This is a genomic window from Pseudomonas sp. Z8(2022), from assembly GCF_025837155.1.
In the GTDB taxonomy this organism is placed as follows: domain Bacteria; phylum Pseudomonadota; class Gammaproteobacteria; order Pseudomonadales; family Pseudomonadaceae; genus Aquipseudomonas.
In genome coordinates this window covers 2,966,312-2,986,805 of record NZ_CP107549.1, presented here as the reverse complement: position 1 = coordinate 2,986,805, position 20,494 = coordinate 2,966,312, and the positions used below count along the sequence as shown (strand labels likewise).

Sequence of the window (20,494 nt, the reverse complement as noted above, 5' to 3'; positions counted from 1 at the left end):
CGGTGCAGCAGCGCAGTGTGTGATTGGCAATTACTCCATGTTCCTGCGCGGGAGCTTGGCGATCAGGATTGGGCTGAATACAAACGTCCAGTACCGACTTCCTGATCCGCTCACATCCGGTGATGCTCGATCAGGAAATCCACGAACACCCGCACCCGTGCCGGCATCGCCGAGCCGCCGACGAACACCGCATGAATCGGTTCCCTGTCGCCGGGGTTGAAGGCTTGCAGCAGCGGCACCAGATCGCCGCGCTGGATGTCCTCGGCTACGGTGAACTCGCCGATGCGTGCGATACCGGCGCCGACACGGGCGAACTGCGCCAGCGCCTCGCCACTGCTGCATTCGATATTGCCGCAGACCTTGAGCGAGAACGCCTGGCCATCGCGGATGAATGGCCAGTTGGGCTCGGCACGGCGGAAGTTGAAGCGCAGGCAGTTGTGCTGCAGCAGGTCTTCCGGCTGCTGCGGCGTGCCATGGCGTTGCAGGTAATCGGGGGAGGCCACCACCACCTGGCCGGTTTCGCCGATCTTGCGGGCGGTCAACGGGCTGTCCGGCAGATGGCCGAAGCGCACGGCCACGTCGGCCTGGCCGCCGAGAATGTCGACCACTTCGTCGCCCAGGCTGAGGTCGACGGTGATGTTCGGGTAGCGCGCGCTGAAGGCCGCCAGCAGCGGCACCATGGACATCCGCCCATGGCCGAGCGCAGCACTCACGCGCAAGCGGCCCCGTGGCACGCCCTGATCGGCGATGGCTTCTTCGACCTCCGCCATATCGGCAAGGATGCGCCGCGCGCCACGCAGGTACGCCTCGCCCTCGGCGGTGAAGGTGATCGCGCGGGTGGTGCGCAGTAGCAGGCGCGTACCAAGGCGCTGCTCGGTGCGCGCGATGATCCGGCTGACTGCCGAGGGTGTCAGCCCCAGCGCACGTGCAGCGGCCGAGAGACTGCCTTGCTCCGCAACGGTGGCGAACACCGCCATGTCACCTGATCGACCTCCTATGTCCATTTGTGCTCCGTAAGCAAAGGTGTTTGCCAGAAATGCCATCTACCGCCATCGACGTTTGGATCCTAGCATTCGCGGCATAGATGAGGAGACTTCCATGCGTATCAATCCACCCCTAGTCGCACTCGCCATCGGTGCCTTCGGCATCGGCGTCACCGAGTTTGCCCCCATGGGCATGCTGCCGGGCATCGCCAGCGATCTCGGTGTTTCCATTCCGGCTGCCGGTCTGCTGGTCAGCGCCTATGCGCTAGGCGTACTGCTTGGCGCGCCACTGATGACCCTGACTACCGGCCGGATTCCCCGGCGCTACCTGCTGATCGGGCTGATGGCCATCTTCACCCTGGGCAACCTGATGTCGGTGCTGGCCACTGACTACTACAGCCTGCTGATCGCGCGAGTGGTGACCTCGCTGAATCACGGTGCCTTTTTCGGTGTCGGCTCCATCGTCGCCGCCAGCGTGGTCGCGCCGGACAAACGTGCCGGGGCGGTGGCGGCGATGTTCATGGGCCTGACATTGGCGACCATCGGTGGCGTGCCGCTGGCGACCTGGTTCGGTGAGGTGTTCGGTTGGCGTACGGCTTTTGCGGGCATTACCGGCCTGGGCGTATTGGCCATGCTCGCGCTGTGGTTCGCGCTACCCAACGTGCCGCTGCCTAAAAGCGACGGCGTGCTGGCGGAAATCCGCGTGCTGGGCCGTGGCCCGGTGCTGGCGGCCCTGGCGCTGACCGTGATCGGTTCCAGCGCGATGTTCACCGTATTCACCTATATCGCGCCGATCCTCAGCAGCGAGACCCAGGCGTCCACCGCCTTCATCACCGCCATGCTGGTGCTGTACGGCATCGGGCTGACGCTGGGCAATGTGTGGGGCGGCAAGGCGGCGGATCGCTCCGTCGACCGCACCCTGATCTTCTCGCTGAGTGCGCTGATCCTTGTCTTGCTGGCCTTCACCGTACTGATGCGCTGGCCGCTGCCGGCAGCCGTGGCCATCCTGATCTGGGGCATCGCCAGCTTCGCCATCGTGCCGCCGCTGCAGATGCGCGTGATGGAGGCGGCCAAGGCCGCACCCAACCTGGCCTCGGCGGTGAATATCGGCGCGTTCAACCTCGGCAACGCGATTGGCGCAGCGCTGGGCGGCGCGGTGATCAAGGCGGGGTTGGGCTACCCGGCGATTTCGCTGGCCGGTGCAGCGATGGCCGGGCTGGGGCTGCTGATGGTGCTGGGTTTTGCCTGGCGTTCCAGGGCAGTGACGGCTGCGGTGGCCTGAGAGGGAACAACTGGGAAGGGGCGGATTGAACGACTCCACCCCCTTCCGGTTTACGCCTTCGCAGCAGGGCTCAAGCGAAAGCTGACACCCATGCGGTTGAACGCGTTCATGGCTGCGATAGCGGCCGTGAGATCGACCAGGTCTTTCGGATTGAATGCGGACGATGCCGCGGCATAAGCCTCGTCGGAAACATGCGTTTCGCTGACCAGGGTCACTTCTTCCGTCCAGGCCAGGGCGGAACGTTCCTGCTCGGAAAACAGATGCGCGGCCTCATGCCATACCGGCACCAGAACGAGCTTTTCTACTGACATACCTCCCTTGATCAAGTCTCGCGAATGGATATCGATGCAGTGGGCGCATCCATTGATTTGCGATGCCCGCAAGAACACGAGATGTATGAGTTGAGGCGGCAGGTTCGTTCCGGTGGTGACGTAATGATGCAGCCCGCCCAGTGCTTTAGCTGCACCGGGTGAAGCCGCAAACCAATCAAGACGAGTCATAGAGCAGTACCCTTTGTGGATGGGGGGAGTCGGTAAGGTCTGCTCAATTAAGACAACTAAGAGGATCAAGGTATTGATCCAATTAAGGGCTTAATGAGTGGTCCACTTTGCGGAGGGGCCGTTGTGGCTTTTGATGCCGTGCGGAGCGGCTGCTATCGGCCAGAAGCGGCCGGTCAGCAGCGCTCGTAACTGCGGCGCGTCGTCACCCCCGAACGCATTTGCAATGCTCGCACACTCGCCGCTCAGCGTTATTCGCGTAAGAAAATCTCGATGCTGCCCTGCTTACGCGGCTCAAAGATGCACCTCGCCGTGTAGCCAATCTCCGTACCAAAAACGTTCTTGGCATCAAAGTTTAAAAGCACCTGGACGTTCCCGGTGGTCTTGGCGGTCGTTGCACTGGTACCAGTGAAACTGTGGAAGTTGACCGAACTCGGGATGGTCGCGCTCCGTTTCGTCATGTCCCTACACGCAACGATGGCCTCACCTTCGTCCCAAGAGTTTTCTGCCTGTGTACGCACCTCGGCGCCGCTCTTAAGTTCAGCCTCGGTCAGGTAGATCCGGTTCTCGTTGGTGCAGTCAATGAAGAACTTGAGTGATCGCAGCGTGCTTTCGTCGCTGAGCTGGACATTCTCGACGTAGTCGCATTTTCCGCTGTCAATCACACGCTCAGCCGCTGTGCGGCGGAAGCTTTTAATCTCCGTTAGCCGGCTGCGATATTTGGCCGTGAGCTTCGGATACTGTGCCGAAGTGTATTCGTCGAGCGCGTAGTCTCGGATGCGAGTGGTGTAGTTCTCCTGGCGCTTCCGCTCGGCCTTGGCAGCGGCCTCCTTGGCTTCGAAGGCTTCCTTTTTCAGTTCGTATTCACCCTTGAGCGCGACCAGATCAGAATCAGAAACCGCGCTGTACTTTTCCATGATCGCTTTCGCGTCCGTAAATCGCTCTTCTTGGATGGCCCGACTTAGGCTTTCGAGGATCTCTAAGCGCTTCGCCGCGAACTCATTGGCGGCTTGAGCCTCTACCGCCAGCCTTTTCTGTTCGGTATCCACGCGACGCTGCTCGGCAACTCTCTGCCGCTCAATCGCCCGCTGCTTTTGCTGTTCGGCAAGGAGGGCCTGGCTCTCGTCGTAGACCGCCTGGGCATGCTGGAAGTAGGAGATGTTGGCAAGTAACACGATGCCCAGAATCGCCCAAATTCCGAGGTTGTATCGGTCGTACCACGGTGCTTTCTGTACCATTTTCTGGTGTGTCAGCGGGTTGAACACCAAGCCGGCAACCAGCATCAGCAAGGCCCCCAGCCAGCCTTGGTGGATGGCGGTGTAGACCGCTACGGCGATGAACAATATCGAGAAAAGCCAGCGGGCCGGGATCAACAACTTTTCAGCCTCGCCGGCCGGCTGGATCGCGCCGGCTGCATACTCTTCGACAGGGAACTGACGGGGGAACACATCGCCGTCCAACAGTTGGAGAAGCATGGTCGTGGCGAATTGGTGGAAGACAGCCTGATCGGCCCGGGTCCTGATGAAACCCTCGACCTTCGGGCGGACGACCATAGTGATGAACTTGTCGAGCTCAGCTTTCCACTTCGAGTCGTCGACGACCTGATATCCCTTATCTTCGACCAGCAAAACCGACTTGTCTTTCAGCTCAACGTAATGCGTTTCAACGGCGGCCATCACCGCCTTGCCGTAGGCGACACCCTTTTTCTTGGTCTGCATCGCAGCCAGTTGCTCACGAGTCAGCCAGAAAAGGTAAGCACCCAGCGCCAGCAGCACCAGAACGAGATAGAGCTTGGGACTCATGCGGAACTCCTTTTCAGAGCATCTATTTGTGGTTCTTTTGCACACACACCATAGCATTCCGCCAGCAGCGGAAGCTCGCCTGCATGAGTAGTTGTCGTTACATATCCGAGGAAGCGTGGGGCTGTGGGAAAAAGGCAAATGGGGCCCGATTTACTTTCCTAACCTTAACGCCCGCTTTTGGCCGAAAGCAGCCGCTCCCTTACGCCTCAATTCCGCGCTCTTCCGCTACGGGATAGCCTGCCCGTCCCAAGCCGTAATCTGCGACAATCCCGCCTTTGCCCTGATTGCCCCGATCCAGATGACTGACCTCGCCACGCTGCAGAAGAAACTCGACCACGTCATGATCGCCGAGCGCCATCGTTTGCGCCGGCAGTTGCATGAGCTGCAGAAGCACCCTGACGAGGCCAGGCTGGCGCAGTGGCTGGAGCGTTTTCAGGCGTCCAGTGACAAGGTGGCGGCGCGGCGTAGCAGCATCCCCACGATGCGCTACGACGATGCGCTGCCGATTGCCGCCAAGCGCGACGAGATCAAGGCTGCGCTGGAGAAGAGTCAGGTGGTGGTGATCGCCGGTGAGACCGGTTCGGGCAAGACCACGCAGTTGCCGAAGATCTGTCTGGAGATCGGTCGGGGTGTGCATGGGCTGATCGGTCATACCCAGCCGCGCCGCCTGGCGGCACGCAGTGTGGCGACGCGGGTGGCCGAGGAAATCGGCACGCCGCTGGGCGAGCTGGTCGGCTATCAGGTGCGGTTCGAGGATCAGAGCAAGGACGGCACGCTGATCAAGCTGATGACCGACGGCATCCTGCTCGCCGAGACCCAGCACGACCGCTTTCTGGAAAAGTACGACACCATCATCGTCGACGAGGCGCACGAGCGCAGCCTCAACATCGACTTCCTGCTCGGTTACCTGAAGACCCTGCTGCCACGCCGCCCCGATCTGAAGCTGATCATCACCTCGGCGACCATCGATCTGGAGCGCTTTTCCAAGCATTTCAACGATGCGCCGATCATCGAGGTGTCCGGTCGCACCTATCCGGTGGAAACCTGGTATCGCCCGCTGGCGGCGGAGGTGGACGAGGAGGGCGAGCGTCTGCTCGATGACCTGTCCATCGATCAGGGCATTCTCGCGGCGCTGGACGAGATCGCCGAGCACGAGCGCAGCGTAGGCAAGCGCCCCGGCGATGTGCTGGTGTTCCTGCCTGGCGAGCGCGAGATTCGCGAGGCGGCGGAGGTGCTGCGCAAGGCCAACCTGCGTTTTACCGAGGTACTGCCGCTGTATGCGCGGCTGACGCCCGCCGAGCAGCAGAAGATTTTCGCACCCATGGCCGGGCGCAAGATCGTGCTGGCCACCAACGTTGCGGAAACCTCGCTGACCGTGCCGGGCATTCGCTATGTGATCGACAGCGGAACGGCGCGCATCAGCCGCTACAGCTACCGCGCCAAGGTGCAGCGCCTGCCCATCGAGCCGGTGTCGCAGGCCAGCGCCAACCAGCGCAAGGGGCGTTGCGGGCGGGTCGAGCCGGGTATCTGCATTCGTCTGTACAGCGAGGAGGATTTTCTCGGCCGCCCCGAATTTACCGACCCGGAGATTCTGCGCACCAACCTCGCGGCGGTGATCCTGCAGATGCTGCACCTGCGCCTGGGCAGCATCGAAGACTTCCCCTTTATCGAGCCGCCAGACGGCAAGGCCATCAGCGACGGCTTCAACCTGTTGCAGGAGCTGTCGGCGGTCAACCGCGAAGGCCAGCTCACGCCCATTGGCCGGCAACTGGCGCGCCTGCCCATCGACCCGCGCCTGGGGCGCATGGTGCTGGAAGGCGCCAAGCAGGGCAGCCTGGAGGAAATCCTTATCGTCGCCGCCGCACTGTCGGTGCAAGACCCGCGCGAGCGACCGATGGATCGCCAGCAGGCCGCCGACCAGGCGCACGCGCAGTGGAAGGATGTGGACTCGGACTTCGCCGCGCTGATCAACCTGTGGCGTGGCTTCGAGGAGAAGCGCCAGGAACTGGGCAGCAACCCGCTGCGTACCTGGTGCAAGAAGAACTTCCTCAATTACATGCGTCTGCGCGAATGGCGCGATGCGCACCGGCAACTGGTGCTGATCGCCCGTGATCTGCAATTGATGGGCAAGGGCGGGCAGAACCGTGCGGAGGCGAAGGGCGAGCAGCAGGCGAACACGCCGCAGCCGACCAAGGACACCCGCGTCAACGCCATCGCCCGTCAGCAGGCCGAGGCCAGCGAGGCAGCGGTGCGGGCGAAGAACTACGCCGCCGTGCACAAGGCGATTCTCGCCGGCCTGCTCAGCCAGATCGGCCAGAAGACCGAGGAGGGCGACTACCTCGGCGCGCGTCAGCGGCGCTTCTGGATTCACCCGTCCAGCGTGATCGGGCGCAAGAAGCCCAACTGGATCATGGCCGCCGAGCTGGTGGAAACCACCAAGCTGTTCGCTCGTATGGTAGCGAAGATCGAGCCGGACTGGATCGAACCGCTGGCTGCGCATCTGGTGAAGAAGAACCATCTGGAGCCGCACTGGGAGAAGAAGCGCGGGCAGGTGGTGGCGTTCGAGCAGGTCACCCTTTACGGCATGATCATCGTCGGTCGCCGCCCGGTGCATTACGGCCCCATCGACCCGCCGGTGGCGCGCGAGATGTTCATTCGCGAGGGGCTGGTGCGCGGTGATATCAACAGCCGCGCACGTTGCCTGACCGCCAACCGCCAGTTGCTCGAACGCCTCGACGAGCTGGAGGCCAAGTCGCGCCGCCGTGACATCCTCGCCGACGAGGAAACCCTGTTCAGCTACTACGACGCGCGCATCCCGCAGGACATTTACCAGGCCGCGAGTTTCGAGAGTTGGTACAAGAAGGGCAGCGCTGCAAACGCGCAACTGCTGATCATGCGAGAGGAAGACGCCCTGGCCCGCGATGCCAAGGAAGTCACCGCCGCGCAGTACCCGGACACCCTGCGCATCGGCGAGCTGCAACTGCCGCTGTTCTATCACTTCGAGCCCAACCACCCACGTGACGGCGTGACCTTGCGTGTGCCGGCGCCACTGTTGCCGCAACTGCAGCCCGAGCGCCTGGAGTGGCTGGTGCCGGGGCTGCTGGAAGCCAAGTGCGTGGCGCTGGTGCGCGGCCTGCCCAAGGCATTGCGCAAGAATTTCGTGCCGGTGCCGGACTTCGTCGGCGCGGCGTTGGGCAAGCTGGTGTTTGGCCAGGGCTCGCTGCCGCAGGCGCTCGGTCAGGAGCTGCTGCGCATGACCGGTGTACGGGTGCCCGATGAGGCCTGGGAGGAAGCCGCTGAAAGTATCGAAAGCCACCTGAAGATGAACATCGAGGTGGTCGATGCGCGCGGCAAGTTCCTCGGCGAAGGCCGCGACCTGGCCGAGCTGACCGCACGTTTCGCCGAGGCCAGCCAGGCCGCATTGGCCATCCCGCAGCAGAGCGACAAGCCGAAAGCGGTGGAGGCCAAGGCCTTCGCCGAGGTGGCCGAGAAGGCCCAGCAGAAGATCGCCGGGCTTTCCATGACGGTTTATCCGGCATTGGTGGAGGAAGCGGGCGTGGTCAAGGAGGGGCGCTTCCCGACCCAGGCCGAGGCCGACTTCCAGCATCGCCGTGCGCTGCAACGACTGTTGTTGCAGCAACTGGCCGAGCAGGCGAAGTTCCTGCGCGGCAAGCTGCCGGGGTTGACCGAGCTGGGCTTGCTGTATCGCGATATCGGCCGTGTCGAGGCGCTGGTCGAGGACATCCTGCTGGCCAGCCTGGATGCCTGCATCCTCGAAGGCGAAGCGACGTTGCCGCGCGATGGTGCCGCGCTCGCGCAACTGGCCGAGCGCAAGCGCGGCGACTGGACGGCGCATGCCGAGCGCATCGCCCGCCTGGTGCTGGAAATCCTCAAGCTGCACCATGGCCTGCAAAAGCGCTTCAAGGGCAAGATCGACCTGGCCCAGGCCATGGCGCTCAACGACATCAAGCAGCAGCTGGCCAATCTGGTCTATGCCGGCTTCGTGCGTGAGACGCCGGGCGAATGGTTGAAGGAAATTCCGCGTTATCTGAGGGCCATCGAGCAGCGGCTGGACAAGGTGGGCGCTCAGGTGCAGCGTGACCGCGTGTGGACGGGCGAACTGACAGGTTACTGGGAACAGTACCAGGCGCGCGCAGCCAAGCATGCCCAGGAAGGCAAGCGCGATCCGCAGCTCACGCTGTATCGCTGGATGCTGGAGGAATACCGCGTGTCGCTGTTCGCCCAGCAACTGGGCACGAAGATGGCGGTATCGGACAAGCGCCTGAGCAAGCAGTGGACGCTGGTTGAAGGTTGATGATCGGCGCTCGCCCCGGCGGCGGGGCGAGCTCTCCACCGATCGGCCTCGACGGCTTCAGCTGCTGTAGGCGTCAGTACGAGTCTGCCTGACGCTCAGATACTGCGCTGATTGACCCGCTGTGACAGCGCCTCGGCCGATTCCTTGCGCTCGGAGTAGCGATCCACCAGCTCGGGGTGGTCACGCAGCAGCCAGGTGAAGCGCACCAGCTCCTCCGTCACGTCCACCAGGCGGTCGTAGTAGGGCGATGGCTTCATGCGGTCGTCGTCACCGAATTCGAGAAAGGCCTTGGGTACCGACGACTGGTTGGGGATGGTGAACATGCGCATCCAGCGGCCGAGTACGCGCAGTTGGTTGACCACGTTGAACGATTGCGAGCCACCGCAGACCTGCATCACCGCCAGGGTCTTGCCCTGAGTCGGGCGCACTGCGCCCATGGCCAGCGGCACCCAGTCGATCTGCGCCTTGAACACTGCCGACATGGCGCCGTGGCGTTCCGGTGAGCACCACACCTGGCCTTCGGACCACTGCATCAGTTCGCGCAACTCCTGCACCTTGGGGTGTTCGACCGGGGCGTCGTCCGGCAGGGGCAGCCCGGACGGGTCAAAGACGCGCGTCTCGCAGCCAAGATGCTGCAGCAGGTGCGCCGCTTCCTGCACCAGCAGGCGGCTGAACGAGCGCGGCCGGGTGGAGCCGTACAGCAGCAGGATACGCGGCGCCGGGGCGGATTCGTTGCGCCGGGCAGGCAGCAGGGCGAGATCGAGATTGGGCAGATCGCCGTTCATGTACGTGTCCTCAGTGTTGGCCAATACGCGTGATCGCCTGTTGCAGCGCCTCGCGGTTCAGGTCGGCCAGGGGTAGGGCGAAGAACGCGCGGCAGCGCGCCTCTATCTTCGCCAGGGTGGCGTGGAAGGCGGAACGGATCTCGGCTTCGCTGCCGCTGACATCGGACGGATCGGCCAAGCCCCAATGGGCTTTCAGCGCCGGGCCGAAGTAAACCGGGCAGGCTTCGCCGGCTGCCTTGTCGCAGACGGTGATGACGATGTCCGGCGGGCAGCCTGCGAAGGCATCGTTGCCCTTGCTGCTCAAACCTTCGGTGGCGATGCCGGTCTCGCGTAGCGTCAGCAGGGTGCGCGGCAGCACCTCGCCACGCGGGAAGCTGCCGGAACTCACCGCCTGGTGCTCGCTCGGCGCCAGGTGGTTGAACATGGCTTCGGAGAGGATGCTGCGGCAACTGTTGGCCGTGCACATGAACAGCACTTTCATCGGGAAGGCTCCGGGTCAGAGGCTCAGGCGCAGGGCCAGGGCCGAAAGAGTGAGCAGCAGCACCGGCAGGGTGAGGACGATGCCGACCTTGAAGTAGTAACCCCAGGTCACGCGGATGCCCTTGCGCGCCAGCACGTGCAGCCAGAGCAGGGTGGCCAGGCTGCCGATGGGGGTGATCTTCGGCCCGAGGTCGCAGCCGATCACGTTGGCGTAGATCATCGCCTCGCGCACTGCGCCGCTGGCCTGGCTGGCGTCGATGGCCAGCGCCCCGATCAGCACGCTGGGCATGTTGTTCATCAGTGACGACAGCACCGCGCTGAGCAAACCGGTGCCCAGCGCAGCGCCCCAGATACCGTAAGCAGCGAAGGCGTCGAGCAGGCGCGTCAGCTCGGTGGTCAGGCCGGCATTGCTCAGGCCGTAGACCACCAGGTACATGCCGAGGGAGAAGATCACCACCTGCCAGGGCGCCTCGCGCAGCACCTTGCCGGTGGCGATGCGCTTGCCACGTGCGGCGACCGCAAGCAGCACGGCGGCACAGGCTGCGGCCACGGCGCTGATGGGAATACCCAGTGGTTCGAGGGCAAACAGCCCGACCAGCAGCGCCAGCAGCACCGCCCAGCCCACCTTGAAGGTACTGGCGTCGCGGATCGCCTGGCTGGGCGCCCGCAGCGCCGTCACCTCGTAGCGCAGCGGGATGTCGCGGCGGAAGAACAGCCACAGCACCAGCAGGGTGGCGGCGACGCTGACCAGGTTTACCGGCACCATCACAGCGGCGTAGGCGCCGAAGCTGATACCGAAGTAGTCCGCCGAGACGATGTTGACCAGATTGGACACCACCAGCGGCAGGCTGGCGGTATCGGCGATGAAGCCGGCGGCCATGACGAAGGCCAGGGTCGAGGCCGGTGAAAAACGCAGTGCCAGCAGCATGGAGATGACGATGGGGGTGAGGATCAGCGCGGCGCCGTCGTTGGCGAACAGCGCTGATACCGCGGCACCCAGCAGGATGCTGAAGGCGAACAGGCGTGCGCCGCTGCCGCCCGCCCAACGCGCAACGTGCAGCGCGGCCCATTCGAAGAAGCCGGCTTCATCCAGCAGCAGGCTGATGATGATGACCGCGATAAAGGTCGCCGTGGCGTTCCATACGATGTCCCACACGGTGGGGATGTCGGAGAGGCTGACCACGCCGGCGAGCAGCGCCAGCACGGCGCCGAGCGAGGCGCTCCAGCCGACGCCGAGGCCGCGCGGCTGCCAGATGACCAAAATCAGGGTGAACAGGAAGATGGCGACAGCAATCAGCATTCGGTGTGCTCAGCAGCAGGTGGCGAGGCGGGTGGGACGGTCGCCCATATTGACCAGGCGGCGGCTGTCCTGCTCCAGCCAGTCGCGGTTGGCCGCCAGGGTGGCGGCCAGTACGTCGCGCGCCCACTGCGGCAGGTCCGGCGCCAGGCGGTAGTAGACCCACTGGCCCTGGCGGCGATCCTGCAGCAGGCCGCTGGTGCGCAGTTGCGCCAGGTGGCGGGAGATCTTCGGCTGGCTGTCGTCCAGCGCACAGACCAGTTCGCAGACGCACAGCTCGCCCTGTTCGGCAATCAGCAGCACGGCGCGGGCGCGGGTCTCGTCGGCCAGCGATTTGAACAGCATGGGTGGGGACAGGTCGGCGGGCATTGGACGAGCCTCTATATATGGTTGGGCAAATATACGGTTTGACATATATCCCTGGCAAACCCGGTGGAGCTCATCGGGGCTTTGCACTACAGTCCCCAAGCCGAACGCCGGGACGGTTTTTCCCGGCCAGAGATTTCGAGGGGGCGCTTGATGCGTTTACCGCGCTTGCGCAACGTGATGGCCTGGACGCTGGTGGTGCTGTTGTCGATCGTGGTGGCTTTGCTCGGCATTCGTATTGCCGGGCTGTCGGCGTTGCCCGAGCTGGAACTCTGGCACCGCCTGGTGCCGCAGGAACTGGATGTCGGCGAGTTGGACGACGGCGACTGGCAGGCCTACGTGGTTGCCGAAGCAGCCCTGTTCGAACGGCTGCGGCATGAACTGATCGAGCCGGTTACGGCTTCCGGTAGAGCACCTTACAGCCGCTACGCCAGCGACAGTCCGGTCTATCCCGGCAATCTGCCTCACGACTGGAACCGCTCCTTCATCCTGCAGCCGCCAGGCTCTGCGCGCGGTGTGGTGGTGTTGCTGCATGGGCTGACCGACTCACCCTACAGTCTGCGCCACATCGCTCGGCACCTGAGCGAGCAGGGGCTGCTCGCCGTGGTGCCGCGCATGCCCGGTCACGGTACGGTGCCTGCGGCGCTCACCGCCGCGCAATGGGAGCAATGGCTGACCACCACGCGCCTGGCTGTACGCGAAGCGCGGCGCCAGGTACCGGACGGGCCGCTGTATATGGTCGGCTATTCCAATGGCGGCGCACTGGCCTTGCGATACAGCCTGGCGGCGCTGGATGATGAACACCTGGCCATGCCGCAGCGTCTGGTACTGATTTCACCGATGATCGGCGTGACCAGCTATGCCCGATACGCCGGTCTGGCCGCCTTGCCGGCGGTACTGCCGGCGTTCGCCAAGTCGGCCTGGATGAATGTGCTGCCGGAGTTCAATCCGTTCAAGTACAACTCCTTCCCGGTACAGGCCGCTCGGCAGACCTATGAGCTGACTCGCGAGGTACAGAATGCCTTCGATGCTGCCGATGCCGATGGCCGCCTTTCGCGCCTGCCACCGGTACTGGCCTTCCAGTCGCTGGCCGACAGCACCGTGAGTACACCGGCGGTGGTTCGTCAGTTGTTCGAGCGTCTGCCGGCCAACGGCAGCGAACTGGTCATCTTCGACATCAACCGCTCGCGTGCGGCCAGCACCTTGCTGCGCGCGGACATGAGTGGCTTGCTCGAGCGGCTGCTGCCGCCGACCGAACGTGACTACGACCTGACAGTGGTCGGCGTGGTGCCCGGCCAGGGGCGTGCAGTCGAAGCTCGGCGCATCCCCGCCGGCAGCCAGCAGGTGCAGCGTCAGCCGCTGGACATGGATTATCCGGGCCAACTGTTCTCGCTGTCGCATGTCGCCTTGCCGTTCCCGCCCAGTGATCCGCTGTATGGCAGTGATCCGGCTGCGGACGAAAACTATGGGGTGGCGCTGGGTACTCTGGCGCCGCGGGGTGAGCACGGCGTGCTGGTGATAGGGTTGGACAGCTTGCAGCGGGCGACCTCGACCCCCTTCTATGATTACCTGCTGCAGCGTATCGAGGACGATCTCCGCTGACGCCCGTCAGCTTGTCCAGCTGCGACAGATCCGTCGCGTGTCGTTGCGCAGGGCGTTGCGCTGGCCTGGCAACAGCGTGGGTGCCGGCCCTCGTGATGGGGCAAGTATCCCTGAGATTGGTTTTGAGGGGGAGCAAGCGGCCTTCGAACGGGGTCGACCGTCGTCTCGTGATGGTAAGGTGACGCCCCCACGCCGTCCGTTTCGAGAGTCGCTTCATGTTCGAGATTCAAAGCATCGATCCCGCCTATTACCGTCAGCAGACCCGCCGCAGCACCGCGATAATCGCGGTCATCTTCGTCGCGCTGGCGATGCTGTGCGCCACGTTGAGCACGCAGCTGCTCGGCACGCCCGGTGGCGATAATTTCAAATGGAATCTGCTTGGTGTGGCGGCGGGCCTTGTACTGACCATCGCCCTGGTTCGCCTGCAGCTCTGGCCGCGACCATTCATGGCGGCGGCCGTTTATGGTTGGCGGCTCAAGCGCAGCCTGATGCGCGTTACCAACGTCATGCATCACGTCAAGGCGGGGGTGACGCAGGGGGACGAAAGCGCGATGAAACTGCTGCGTTTCTATCACCTGGGAGTCACCCAGATGCATCAGCTCGATGGCAACTCCAGCGAGCTGAGCCAGATGGTGCGCGAGATCGACGCTCACCGTGAGGCGATGGAGCAGCGCGGGCTGGATATCGAGCAGACGCGACTCGATCCTGCCTGGCTGGAACGGGTGAAGGCGTTCAAGGCCTGAGAGGCCGCAGTTTGATCAGTCGTCCAGTGCCAGATCCTCAGTGTGGCCCTGCCAGTCACCTCGACGGCGGCGGGCGATTACCAGGCAATCGCCCGTGCCTGCTGCACTAACCACCAAACGTCCGCCTGGAGCCCAGAACGCGCTGCGCCCGGCACTGTTCCAAGCGCCGGAAGGGCCACCATGGTTGGCCATCAGTACGCCCAGAGAGTGCTCACGAGCATGGCCGCTCAGCAGTTCGCTGTCGTGCGGGTAGCCCTTCTCGCTGATCAGCACACTGGTCGCGTAGATTCCTGCGCCACTCTCGGCTGCAGCCCGTACATGGCTGGCATGGGTGAAGTCAGCGCAGATCGATAGCGCAATGCGCTCTTCGCCGATTTGCAGTGCTGCGCCGCCTGTGCCTACGCTGAAAACCTGTTGTTCACCCGCATGCAGGTGCTGCTTGGTGTAGATCGTCTGCGAACCGTCGGCGCCGAAAAGCAGCGAGCCGATCAGGATGCTGTCATCTCGATCGCTCAGCAGGGGCAGACCGATCAGAGTGGTCATGCGTAAGCGCCTGGCCATTTCGCGCAGAGGTTCGAGCTGTGCCGCGTTCGCTGACAGTGCCAGTTCGCCGGCCAGTGCGAGCTCATAGCCGGTCAGAGACAGCTCGGGGAACAGCAGGAATTCGATGTCGTGCCTGGCGGCGAGCCGCATGACTCGCAGATGTCGATCAAGGTTGGCATCGAGGTCGCCTGCGATGGCGACGTATTGGGCGGCGCAGATATCGAGGTCGGTCATGGCATCTTCTGTCGCGAGCGAAGACTTTTGCTATTTCAGTCGGTAACGGCGAAGGTCATCCTGGCTCAGCAGGCGCAAGCGCCCGGGCTCGGTCTGGTAGATCGCTTCGGCCAGGCCTATATCGACGCCCATGTCGCGAAAGTACCTGGCCGGGCTGAACGGCTGGCGGCCGTGAGCTGCCTGCGCAAGCGCCGAGTCGCCTGCAGGGAAGGGAGGGCGGCGCAGAGCGACCGGGCCGTTGATCGTGCGTTTTTTTCCCGCTGCCAGCAGATAGATGCAACTGCCCTGGCACATGCCACCGGAAGGCACCAGCGCCTCGAAACCGGTTTCGCGCAGCAGGCGCCCCATGCGGATGGCCTCTGGCGTGCTGCCGCCGATGCTGTCGAGCAGGACGACCTTGCGTTGGTACTGACCCGGATTGGCACGCAGGCCCTGCAGCAGTTTTTCGTAATCACCCGGCACGATCTCTTCGGAGATCTTCGCCGCCAGCATGCCGGCATGGGCCTCGACCGCGACCTGAGCGTGGGCGGTCAGAGCAGTGAGCAGGATGGTCGCGGACAGGGCGAAGCGTAAACGCAGGGCAATCATCAGGTGGGTTCGTTGGTGGCTCGGGAGGTAGAAGATACCTTGCCCGAGCCACCTCACGCACCTGTTCAGATAGCGACGTTCTTTTGTTGCACCTGCCACGCCCAGACGAACAAAAGCAGGCCGCCGATGGCCGTGGCGGCGCCGATGTAACCGGTGATCGTCCAGCCCATGCCGGCGCTGATGGCCAGGCCGCCGAGCCATGGGCCAAGTGCGTTGGCGATGTTGAACGCGGCATGGTTGGAGGCGGCCGCCAGGGTCTGTGCGCCGCTGGCGACGTCCATCAGGTGGGTTTGCAGCGCCGGGCCGAGGGCGATCATGGTGCCGAGGGCGAAGATCGACGGCAGGATGGTCCACAGGCTGTGTGCGGCGAATGGGAAGACCAGCAGCACCAACGTGCTCCAAGCCAGGATCCAGGCTACGGCGCGCAGGCGCAGGCGGTCGAACAGCCAGCCGCCGGCGCCGTTGCCGACGATGCAGCCGGCGCCGAACACGCCCATGGCCAGGGGAATCCAGCCGGGGCCGACCTGGGTGACGTGAAGCAGGGTCGGCGCCATGTAGCTGAACACGCAGAACATGCCGGCGAAGCCGATGGCACCGATGCCCAGGGCCAGCCAGATCGGTGCGCGGTTGAAGGCGCGCAACTCACCCATAGGGCTGCTGCGTTCTTCGTCGGGATCGGCCGGCAGGAAGATCGCCACCATGGCGATGGTGGTGATGGCGATGATGCCGACCAGGGCGAAGGCGTAGCGCCAGCTCATGAACTGGCCGAGCCAGGTGGCCAGCGGGTTGCCGATCAGAATGGCCACGGTCAGGCCGGCGAGCACCCGGCTCACCGCCTTGGCGCGCTTGTGCGGCGGCGCCATGGAGGCCGCCACCAGCATGGCGATGCCGAAGTAGGCACCATGCGGCAGGCCGGCGATGAAGCGGAAGATCAGCAACGGCTCATAGCTCGGAGCCAGGGCGCTGGCAAAGTTGCCGAGGGCGAAGCAGCCCATCAGCAGCAAAAGCAGGATACGCCGTGGCAGACGCGCACCGAGCAGGGCCAGCAGCGGCGCACCGACCACTACGCCGAGTGCATAGGCGCTGATCACATGACCGACTTGTGGCTCGCTGACGCCAAGGTCGGCGGTGACGTTGGGCATCAGTCCCATGATGGCGAACTCGCCGGTGCCGATGGCGAAGCCGCCGAGGGCCAGGGCGAGTTGAATGAGAAGGATCGCGCCCGGCGACAGATGCGTCGCGGCGCTGGGGGAAGGCGTGTTCATGAATGACCTGGAAGGGGGGAGAAGCGAGCGCGGAATTATAATCTCCCAGTGCCGTGCTGGGTATTGGCGTCCGCTCTATTTCGGGCTTGAAGATGACTGGTCTGCGCTGTTCAGAGCCTTTACGTAGTCGACGAAGGCACGCAGTGGCGCCGGCACGTGGCGCCGGCTGTGGTAGTACAGATAGGGGCCTTCGAAGTGTTGCCACCAGTCGTGCAGGATGGGTTGCAGCTGGCCGCTGGCGAGCTGGGTCGCGATGTATTCCTCGAAGGTGTAGAGAATGCCGTGGCCGGCGCAGGCTGCGGCAATCAGCAGGTCCTGCGAGGAGCTGACCAGGCGACCCTCGGGGGCGATGCGCAAGGTGCGACCATCCTGCTCGAATTCCCAGACGCCCAGCTTGCCGCTGGCGAAACGGTAGCCGAGCAGGCGATGCTCGTTCAGCTCGCCGGGATGCTGCGGCGTGCCATGGCGCTGCAGATAGTCGGGTGCGGCGACTGCCATGAAACGCTGTCGGCGCGGCCCGATGGGGATGGCGATCATGTCCTTGGCCAGGCTTTCCTCGTAACGGATACCGGCGTCGTAACCGGCACCGATGACGTCGATGAAGGCGTTGTCCATGTTCACCTCCAGCGCGATGCCGGGGTAACGGGCGAGGAAGCCGTCGAGCAATGGCGGCAGGATATGGCGGGCGATCACCCCGGGCACATGCAGACGCAGCGAGCCCACGGGGTTCTGCGGATCTTCCTGCAGGTCGTTGAGTGCGGCGTTGATTTCCTCCAGCGCCGGGCGCAAGCGCTGCAACAGGCGCGCGCCGATTTCCGTCGGCGTCAGGCCGCGCGTGGTGCGGTTGAGCAGGCGTACGCCCAGCTCCCTTTCCAGTCGGCGTACGCAATCGCTCAGTGATGAGGCCGATATGCCGCGACGTTGCGCTGCCGCACGAAAGCCACCCGCTTCGACCACGGCAGCGAACAGGGCGATATCGGACAGATTCGGTTGGCGCATGGCGGCGACCGGCTAATGGCGAAGCGTCCGATAATGCGGTGCCGTGGCGGGTTTGCCAATCCTGAAGGGGCGCCTTCCGCGATGTAGCCCGGATGAAATCCGGGAGGGCATACCAACGGTCCCGGATTTCATCCGGGCTACGCTTCGCGTCTTTGAAACACCAGGTAACTGTCCGCCTGAGCGTATGCGCTGTTCGGCTTTGGACGGCTTATCGTACGCGCTCTCTGCCCGCACCCTATGTCCTGTAACTGCGCCTGCTCTGGCGCATCGAGTCAACGGACACGAGGAATTAGCCGATGGACAAGAAGCATGCTGTGGGGCAAGGCCATACGCGTCGTGATGCCCTGAAACTGTTTGGCATGGTGGGCGGCAGCCTTGCTTTGCAAGGCGTGCTGGGCGGTGTGCCTACATTCGCCTGGGCCAGCAGCGCGTCGGGTTGGCAGGTGAGCGACATGCCCTCGCTGGCTGGCAAGCGCATGTTGATCACCGGTGGCACCAGCGGTATGGGCTTCGAGGACGCCCTGGCCCTGAGTCGGGCCGGCGCACGGGTGATCATCGCCGCGCGTAATGCGCAGCGTGGCGCCGAAAGCATCGAACGTATTCGTGCCCAGGTGCCGGATGCGCAGGTGCGTTTCGAACAATTGGACCTGGCCGATCTGGCCTCGGTGCGCAGCCTGGCTCAGCGCCTGAATGCCGAGGGCGAGGTGTTGGACGTGCTGATCAACAATGCCGCGATCATGGCGCCGCCGCAGCGCGGCGTGTCTCGCGACGGTTTCGAGATGCAGCTGGCGACCAATTTTCTCGGCCATTTCGCCCTGACCGGTTTGCTCCTGTCGTCGCTGCGCAAGTCATCCGATCCGCGCGTGGTGACGCTGGCGAGCATCGCGGTCAATCGTGGTCGGATCAATTTCGACGACCTGCAGTCCGAGCGCAGCTACGACCCCTATGCGGCCTACGCCCAGTCGAAGCTGGCCTGTCTGATGATGGCCTTCGAGCTGCAGCGACGCAGCCTGGCCAACAACTGGGGCGTGCGCAGCGTCGCCGCGCATCCTGGCGTGGCCGTTACCGAGCTGGTCGAGCGCGGGCCAGGGCTTGAAAGCGAGTTCGCCCGCCAGTGGGCGAAGGATCGCGAGGTCTATCACTCGGCCGCGCAGGGGGCGTTGTCCTCACTGTTCGCGGCGACGGCTGCCGAGGCCGAGGGCGGCCGCTACTATGGCCCTACCGGCGAAGAGGAGAAGCGCGGCCCACTGGGTCTGGCCAAGGTGCCCGAGGCTGCGATGGACGCCGATGATGCGAAGCGCTTGTGGTCGGTGGCCGAACGCCTGACGGGTGTCAGATACGGCTGAGTACCGGCGCGCCGTGCTGGCGCGCCATTTCAAGGAGTCTCCCATGTCATCGTCAACGATGGCGCAGCGCGTGGCCGTGGCCATCAATGCGCAGCGCAACGAGCTGTGGCCGGCTTTGGCCGGTTTTGCTTTGTTCTTCTGCCTGTTCTCGGGCTACTTCATGCTGCGGCCGATCCGCGAGGCCATGGGCATCGTCTCGGGCGTGGAGAATCTGCAGTGGCTGTTCACCGCCACCTTCGTGGTGATGCTGATTGCGGTGCCGCTGTTCGCCTGGCTGAGCTCGCACGTGCCGCGAATCCATTTCATCGACTGGGTGTACGGCTTCTTCACCCTGAATCTTGCGCTGTTCGCCCTGCTTTTCTTTCGCGCAGATGAAAGCGTGTGGCTGGCGCGCAGCTTCTACGTGTGGATTTCGGTCTACAACCTGTTCGTCGTTTCGGTGGCGTGGAGCCTCATGGCCGACGTGTTCGACAGTGAACAGGCCAAGCGTCTGTTCGCCTTCATCGCCGCCGGCGCCAGTGTCGGCGGTCTGGTCGGGCCGGCGCTGAGTGCGTTGCTGGTGGGCGTGCTCGGACAGAGCGGGTTGATCCTGCTGGCTGCGGTGCTGCTGGCGGTGGCGCTGTCGCTCAAGCAGGTGTTGATGCGCTGGCGTGAGCAGGGCGGTGCGGGGCGTGCCGGTGCCGTGCGGGCGGAAAGCCCGCGGCGTCCGGTGCCGGGCAACCCGTTCAGTGGTCTGATGCGTGTACTGACTTCGCCTTACCTGCTGGGCATCGCCGGTTTCGTGATCCTCCTGGCCACGGCCAGCACCTTTCTCTACTTCGAGCAGGCCCGTCTGGTGGCCGAGCTGTTCCCGGATCGCGCCGCGCAGGTGCGGGTGTTCGGGGTGATCGATTTCGTAGTGCAGGCCGGGGCGCTGGTTGCCCAGGTGTTCATCACCGGGCGCATCGCGCGGCGTCTGGGCGTGCGTGTGCTGCTGGCCTGTGTGCCGCTGCTGGTATGCGTCGGTTTCCTCGGCCTGGCGTTGATGCCGACTTTCGCGATGCTGGCTGCATTGATGATCGTGCGTCGTATCGGTGAATACGCCTTCGTGCGGCCTGGGCGGGAGATGCTCTTCGCACCGCTGGATGCCGAGAGCAAATACAAGGCGAAGAACTTTATCGACACCGTGGTCTATCGCGCCGGTGATGCCGTCAGTGGCTGGCTCAAGAGCCTGCTGGACATGCTCGCCCAGGGCGCCTGGCTGGTTGCCCTGGTGGGCGCTGTCAGCGCGGCGTTATGGGGCCTGCTCGGCTGGTACCTGGGAACCCAGGCGGATCGCAAGGCGGCCGAGCAGCAGGAGCGGGTGACATAGGTCGGGCCATGCAGGA

17 protein-coding genes are annotated in these 20,494 nt (G+C 64.1%); 6 read left to right on the top strand and 11 right to left on the bottom strand.

All coding sequences use genetic code 11. The features are described 5' to 3' along the window. Positions 1-110: 110 nt before the first annotated feature. Positions 111-1,004 (bottom strand): LysR family transcriptional regulator, encoded by an 894-nt coding sequence (locus OEG79_RS14200; protein ID WP_264145634.1) that lies wholly within the window; start codon positions 1,002-1,004, stop codon positions 111-113. A 94-nt stretch (positions 1,005-1,098) separates the two neighbouring features. Here OEG79_RS14200 and OEG79_RS14195 point away from each other — a divergent pair, with 94 nt between their 5' ends. Next, positions 1,099-2,265 carry an MFS transporter gene (locus OEG79_RS14195; protein WP_264145633.1) on the top strand — a complete coding sequence of 389 codons (1,167 nt, stop codon included), beginning with the start codon at positions 1,099-1,101 and terminating at the stop codon, positions 2,263-2,265. Between the two features lie 50 nt (positions 2,266-2,315). Here OEG79_RS14195 and OEG79_RS14190 read toward each other — a convergent pair whose 3' ends face one another. Both OEG79_RS14190 and OEG79_RS14185 read right to left on the bottom strand, forming a co-directional pair. Beyond that, positions 2,316-2,765: a carboxymuconolactone decarboxylase family protein gene (locus OEG79_RS14190; protein WP_264145632.1), complete on the bottom strand. Its 450-nt coding sequence runs from the start codon at positions 2,763-2,765 to the stop codon at positions 2,316-2,318. Positions 2,766-3,013: 248 nt separating this feature from the next. Beyond that, a complete protein-coding gene (locus OEG79_RS14185; protein ID WP_264145631.1) occupies positions 3,014-4,564 on the bottom strand; it encodes a hypothetical protein in 1,551 nt (516 codons plus the stop codon). A 298-nt stretch (positions 4,565-4,862) separates the two neighbouring features. On the opposite strand from OEG79_RS14185, the gene hrpA reads away from it, so the two are divergent. Next, entirely contained in the window at positions 4,863-8,879 is a 4,017-nt protein-coding gene (hrpA, locus tag OEG79_RS14180; RefSeq protein WP_264145630.1) for an ATP-dependent RNA helicase HrpA, read from the top strand. Positions 8,880-8,974: 95 nt separating this feature from the next. Here hrpA and arsH read toward each other — a convergent pair whose 3' ends face one another. From arsH to OEG79_RS14160, 4 genes are read right to left on the bottom strand one after another with little or no spacing between them, the layout of a single operon-like run. Next, positions 8,975-9,664: an arsenical resistance protein ArsH gene (gene arsH, locus OEG79_RS14175; protein ID WP_264145629.1), complete on the bottom strand. Its 690-nt coding sequence runs from the start codon at positions 9,662-9,664 to the stop codon at positions 8,975-8,977. A 10-nt stretch (positions 9,665-9,674) separates the two neighbouring features. Next, entirely contained in the window at positions 9,675-10,145 is a 471-nt protein-coding gene (locus OEG79_RS14170) for an arsenate reductase ArsC (RefSeq protein ID WP_264145628.1), read from the bottom strand. Between the two features lie 15 nt (positions 10,146-10,160). Further along, positions 10,161-11,444: an arsenic transporter gene (locus OEG79_RS14165; protein WP_264145627.1), complete on the bottom strand. Its 1,284-nt coding sequence runs from the start codon at positions 11,442-11,444 to the stop codon at positions 10,161-10,163. 9 nt (positions 11,445-11,453) lie between these two features. After that, the gene (locus OEG79_RS14160) at positions 11,454-11,810 is read right to left on the bottom strand and encodes a metalloregulator ArsR/SmtB family transcription factor (RefSeq protein WP_264145626.1); all 357 of its coding nucleotides are present in this window, start codon (positions 11,808-11,810) and stop codon (positions 11,454-11,456) included. A 150-nt stretch (positions 11,811-11,960) separates the two neighbouring features. Between OEG79_RS14160 and OEG79_RS14155 the strand changes: the two genes are divergently transcribed. Then, positions 11,961-13,409, top strand: coding sequence for an alpha/beta hydrolase (locus tag OEG79_RS14155; RefSeq protein WP_264145625.1), 1,449 nt, complete (start codon positions 11,961-11,963; stop codon positions 13,407-13,409). 215 nt (positions 13,410-13,624) lie between these two features. After that, positions 13,625-14,152 (top strand): DUF3087 domain-containing protein, encoded by a 528-nt coding sequence (locus OEG79_RS14150; protein ID WP_264145624.1) that lies wholly within the window; start codon positions 13,625-13,627, stop codon positions 14,150-14,152. Positions 14,153-14,167: 15 nt separating this feature from the next. Here the strand turns inward: OEG79_RS14150 and OEG79_RS14145 are convergent, their stop codons facing one another. The 4 genes from OEG79_RS14145 to OEG79_RS14130 all read right to left on the bottom strand — a co-directional run bounded on the left by OEG79_RS14145 (position 14,168) and on the right by OEG79_RS14130 (position 17,781). Continuing rightward, on the bottom strand, positions 14,168-14,929 hold the full coding sequence (locus OEG79_RS14145; protein ID WP_264145623.1) for a carbon-nitrogen hydrolase family protein: 762 nt from the start codon (positions 14,927-14,929) through the stop codon (positions 14,168-14,170). A gap of 30 nt (positions 14,930-14,959) precedes the next feature. Then, a complete protein-coding gene (locus OEG79_RS14140) occupies positions 14,960-15,517 on the bottom strand; it encodes a hypothetical protein (RefSeq protein ID WP_264145622.1) in 558 nt (185 codons plus the stop codon). A gap of 65 nt (positions 15,518-15,582) precedes the next feature. After that, on the bottom strand, positions 15,583-16,782 hold the full coding sequence (locus OEG79_RS14135; RefSeq protein ID WP_264145621.1) for an MFS transporter: 1,200 nt from the start codon (positions 16,780-16,782) through the stop codon (positions 15,583-15,585). Between the two features lie 75 nt (positions 16,783-16,857). Then, a complete protein-coding gene (locus OEG79_RS14130; RefSeq protein WP_264145620.1) occupies positions 16,858-17,781 on the bottom strand; it encodes a LysR family transcriptional regulator in 924 nt (307 codons plus the stop codon). Positions 17,782-18,077: 296 nt separating this feature from the next. On the opposite strand from OEG79_RS14130, the gene OEG79_RS14125 reads away from it, so the two are divergent. Together OEG79_RS14125 and OEG79_RS14120 are read left to right on the top strand one after the other, a co-directional pair. After that, entirely contained in the window at positions 18,078-19,127 is a 1,050-nt protein-coding gene (locus tag OEG79_RS14125; RefSeq protein WP_264145619.1) for an SDR family oxidoreductase, read from the top strand. Positions 19,128-19,170: 43 nt separating this feature from the next. Then, on the top strand, positions 19,171-20,478 hold the full coding sequence (locus tag OEG79_RS14120) for an NTP/NDP exchange transporter (RefSeq protein ID WP_264145618.1): 1,308 nt from the start codon (positions 19,171-19,173) through the stop codon (positions 20,476-20,478). Positions 20,479-20,494 lie beyond the last annotated feature (16 nt).

What these genes read in the sequence shown, in the direction of transcription:
- OEG79_RS14200 (WP_264145634.1), bottom strand. Translation starts at nt 1,004, where the DNA reads ATGGACATAGGAGGTCGATCAGGTGACATGGCGGTGTTCGCCACCGTT.
- OEG79_RS14195 (WP_264145633.1), top strand. Translation starts at nt 1,099, where the DNA reads ATGCGTATCAATCCACCCCTAGTCGCACTCGCCATCGGTGCCTTCGGC.
- OEG79_RS14190 (WP_264145632.1), bottom strand. Translation starts at nt 2,765, where the DNA reads ATGACTCGTCTTGATTGGTTTGCGGCTTCACCCGGTGCAGCTAAAGCA.
- OEG79_RS14185 (WP_264145631.1), bottom strand. Translation starts at nt 4,564, where the DNA reads ATGAGTCCCAAGCTCTATCTCGTTCTGGTGCTGCTGGCGCTGGGTGCT.
- hrpA (WP_264145630.1), top strand. Translation starts at nt 4,863, where the DNA reads ATGACTGACCTCGCCACGCTGCAGAAGAAACTCGACCACGTCATGATC.
- arsH (WP_264145629.1), bottom strand. Translation starts at nt 9,664, where the DNA reads ATGAACGGCGATCTGCCCAATCTCGATCTCGCCCTGCTGCCTGCCCGG.
- OEG79_RS14170 (WP_264145628.1), bottom strand. Translation starts at nt 10,145, where the DNA reads ATGAAAGTGCTGTTCATGTGCACGGCCAACAGTTGCCGCAGCATCCTC.
- OEG79_RS14165 (WP_264145627.1), bottom strand. Translation starts at nt 11,444, where the DNA reads ATGCTGATTGCTGTCGCCATCTTCCTGTTCACCCTGATTTTGGTCATC.
- OEG79_RS14160 (WP_264145626.1), bottom strand. Translation starts at nt 11,810, where the DNA reads ATGCCCGCCGACCTGTCCCCACCCATGCTGTTCAAATCGCTGGCCGAC.
- OEG79_RS14155 (WP_264145625.1), top strand. Translation starts at nt 11,961, where the DNA reads ATGCGTTTACCGCGCTTGCGCAACGTGATGGCCTGGACGCTGGTGGTG.
- OEG79_RS14150 (WP_264145624.1), top strand. Translation starts at nt 13,625, where the DNA reads ATGTTCGAGATTCAAAGCATCGATCCCGCCTATTACCGTCAGCAGACC.
- OEG79_RS14145 (WP_264145623.1), bottom strand. Translation starts at nt 14,929, where the DNA reads ATGACCGACCTCGATATCTGCGCCGCCCAATACGTCGCCATCGCAGGC.
- OEG79_RS14140 (WP_264145622.1), bottom strand. Translation starts at nt 15,517, where the DNA reads ATGATTGCCCTGCGTTTACGCTTCGCCCTGTCCGCGACCATCCTGCTC.
- OEG79_RS14135 (WP_264145621.1), bottom strand. Translation starts at nt 16,782, where the DNA reads ATGAACACGCCTTCCCCCAGCGCCGCGACGCATCTGTCGCCGGGCGCG.
- OEG79_RS14130 (WP_264145620.1), bottom strand. Translation starts at nt 17,781, where the DNA reads ATGCGCCAACCGAATCTGTCCGATATCGCCCTGTTCGCTGCCGTGGTC.
- OEG79_RS14125 (WP_264145619.1), top strand. Translation starts at nt 18,078, where the DNA reads ATGGACAAGAAGCATGCTGTGGGGCAAGGCCATACGCGTCGTGATGCC.
- OEG79_RS14120 (WP_264145618.1), top strand. Translation starts at nt 19,171, where the DNA reads ATGTCATCGTCAACGATGGCGCAGCGCGTGGCCGTGGCCATCAATGCG.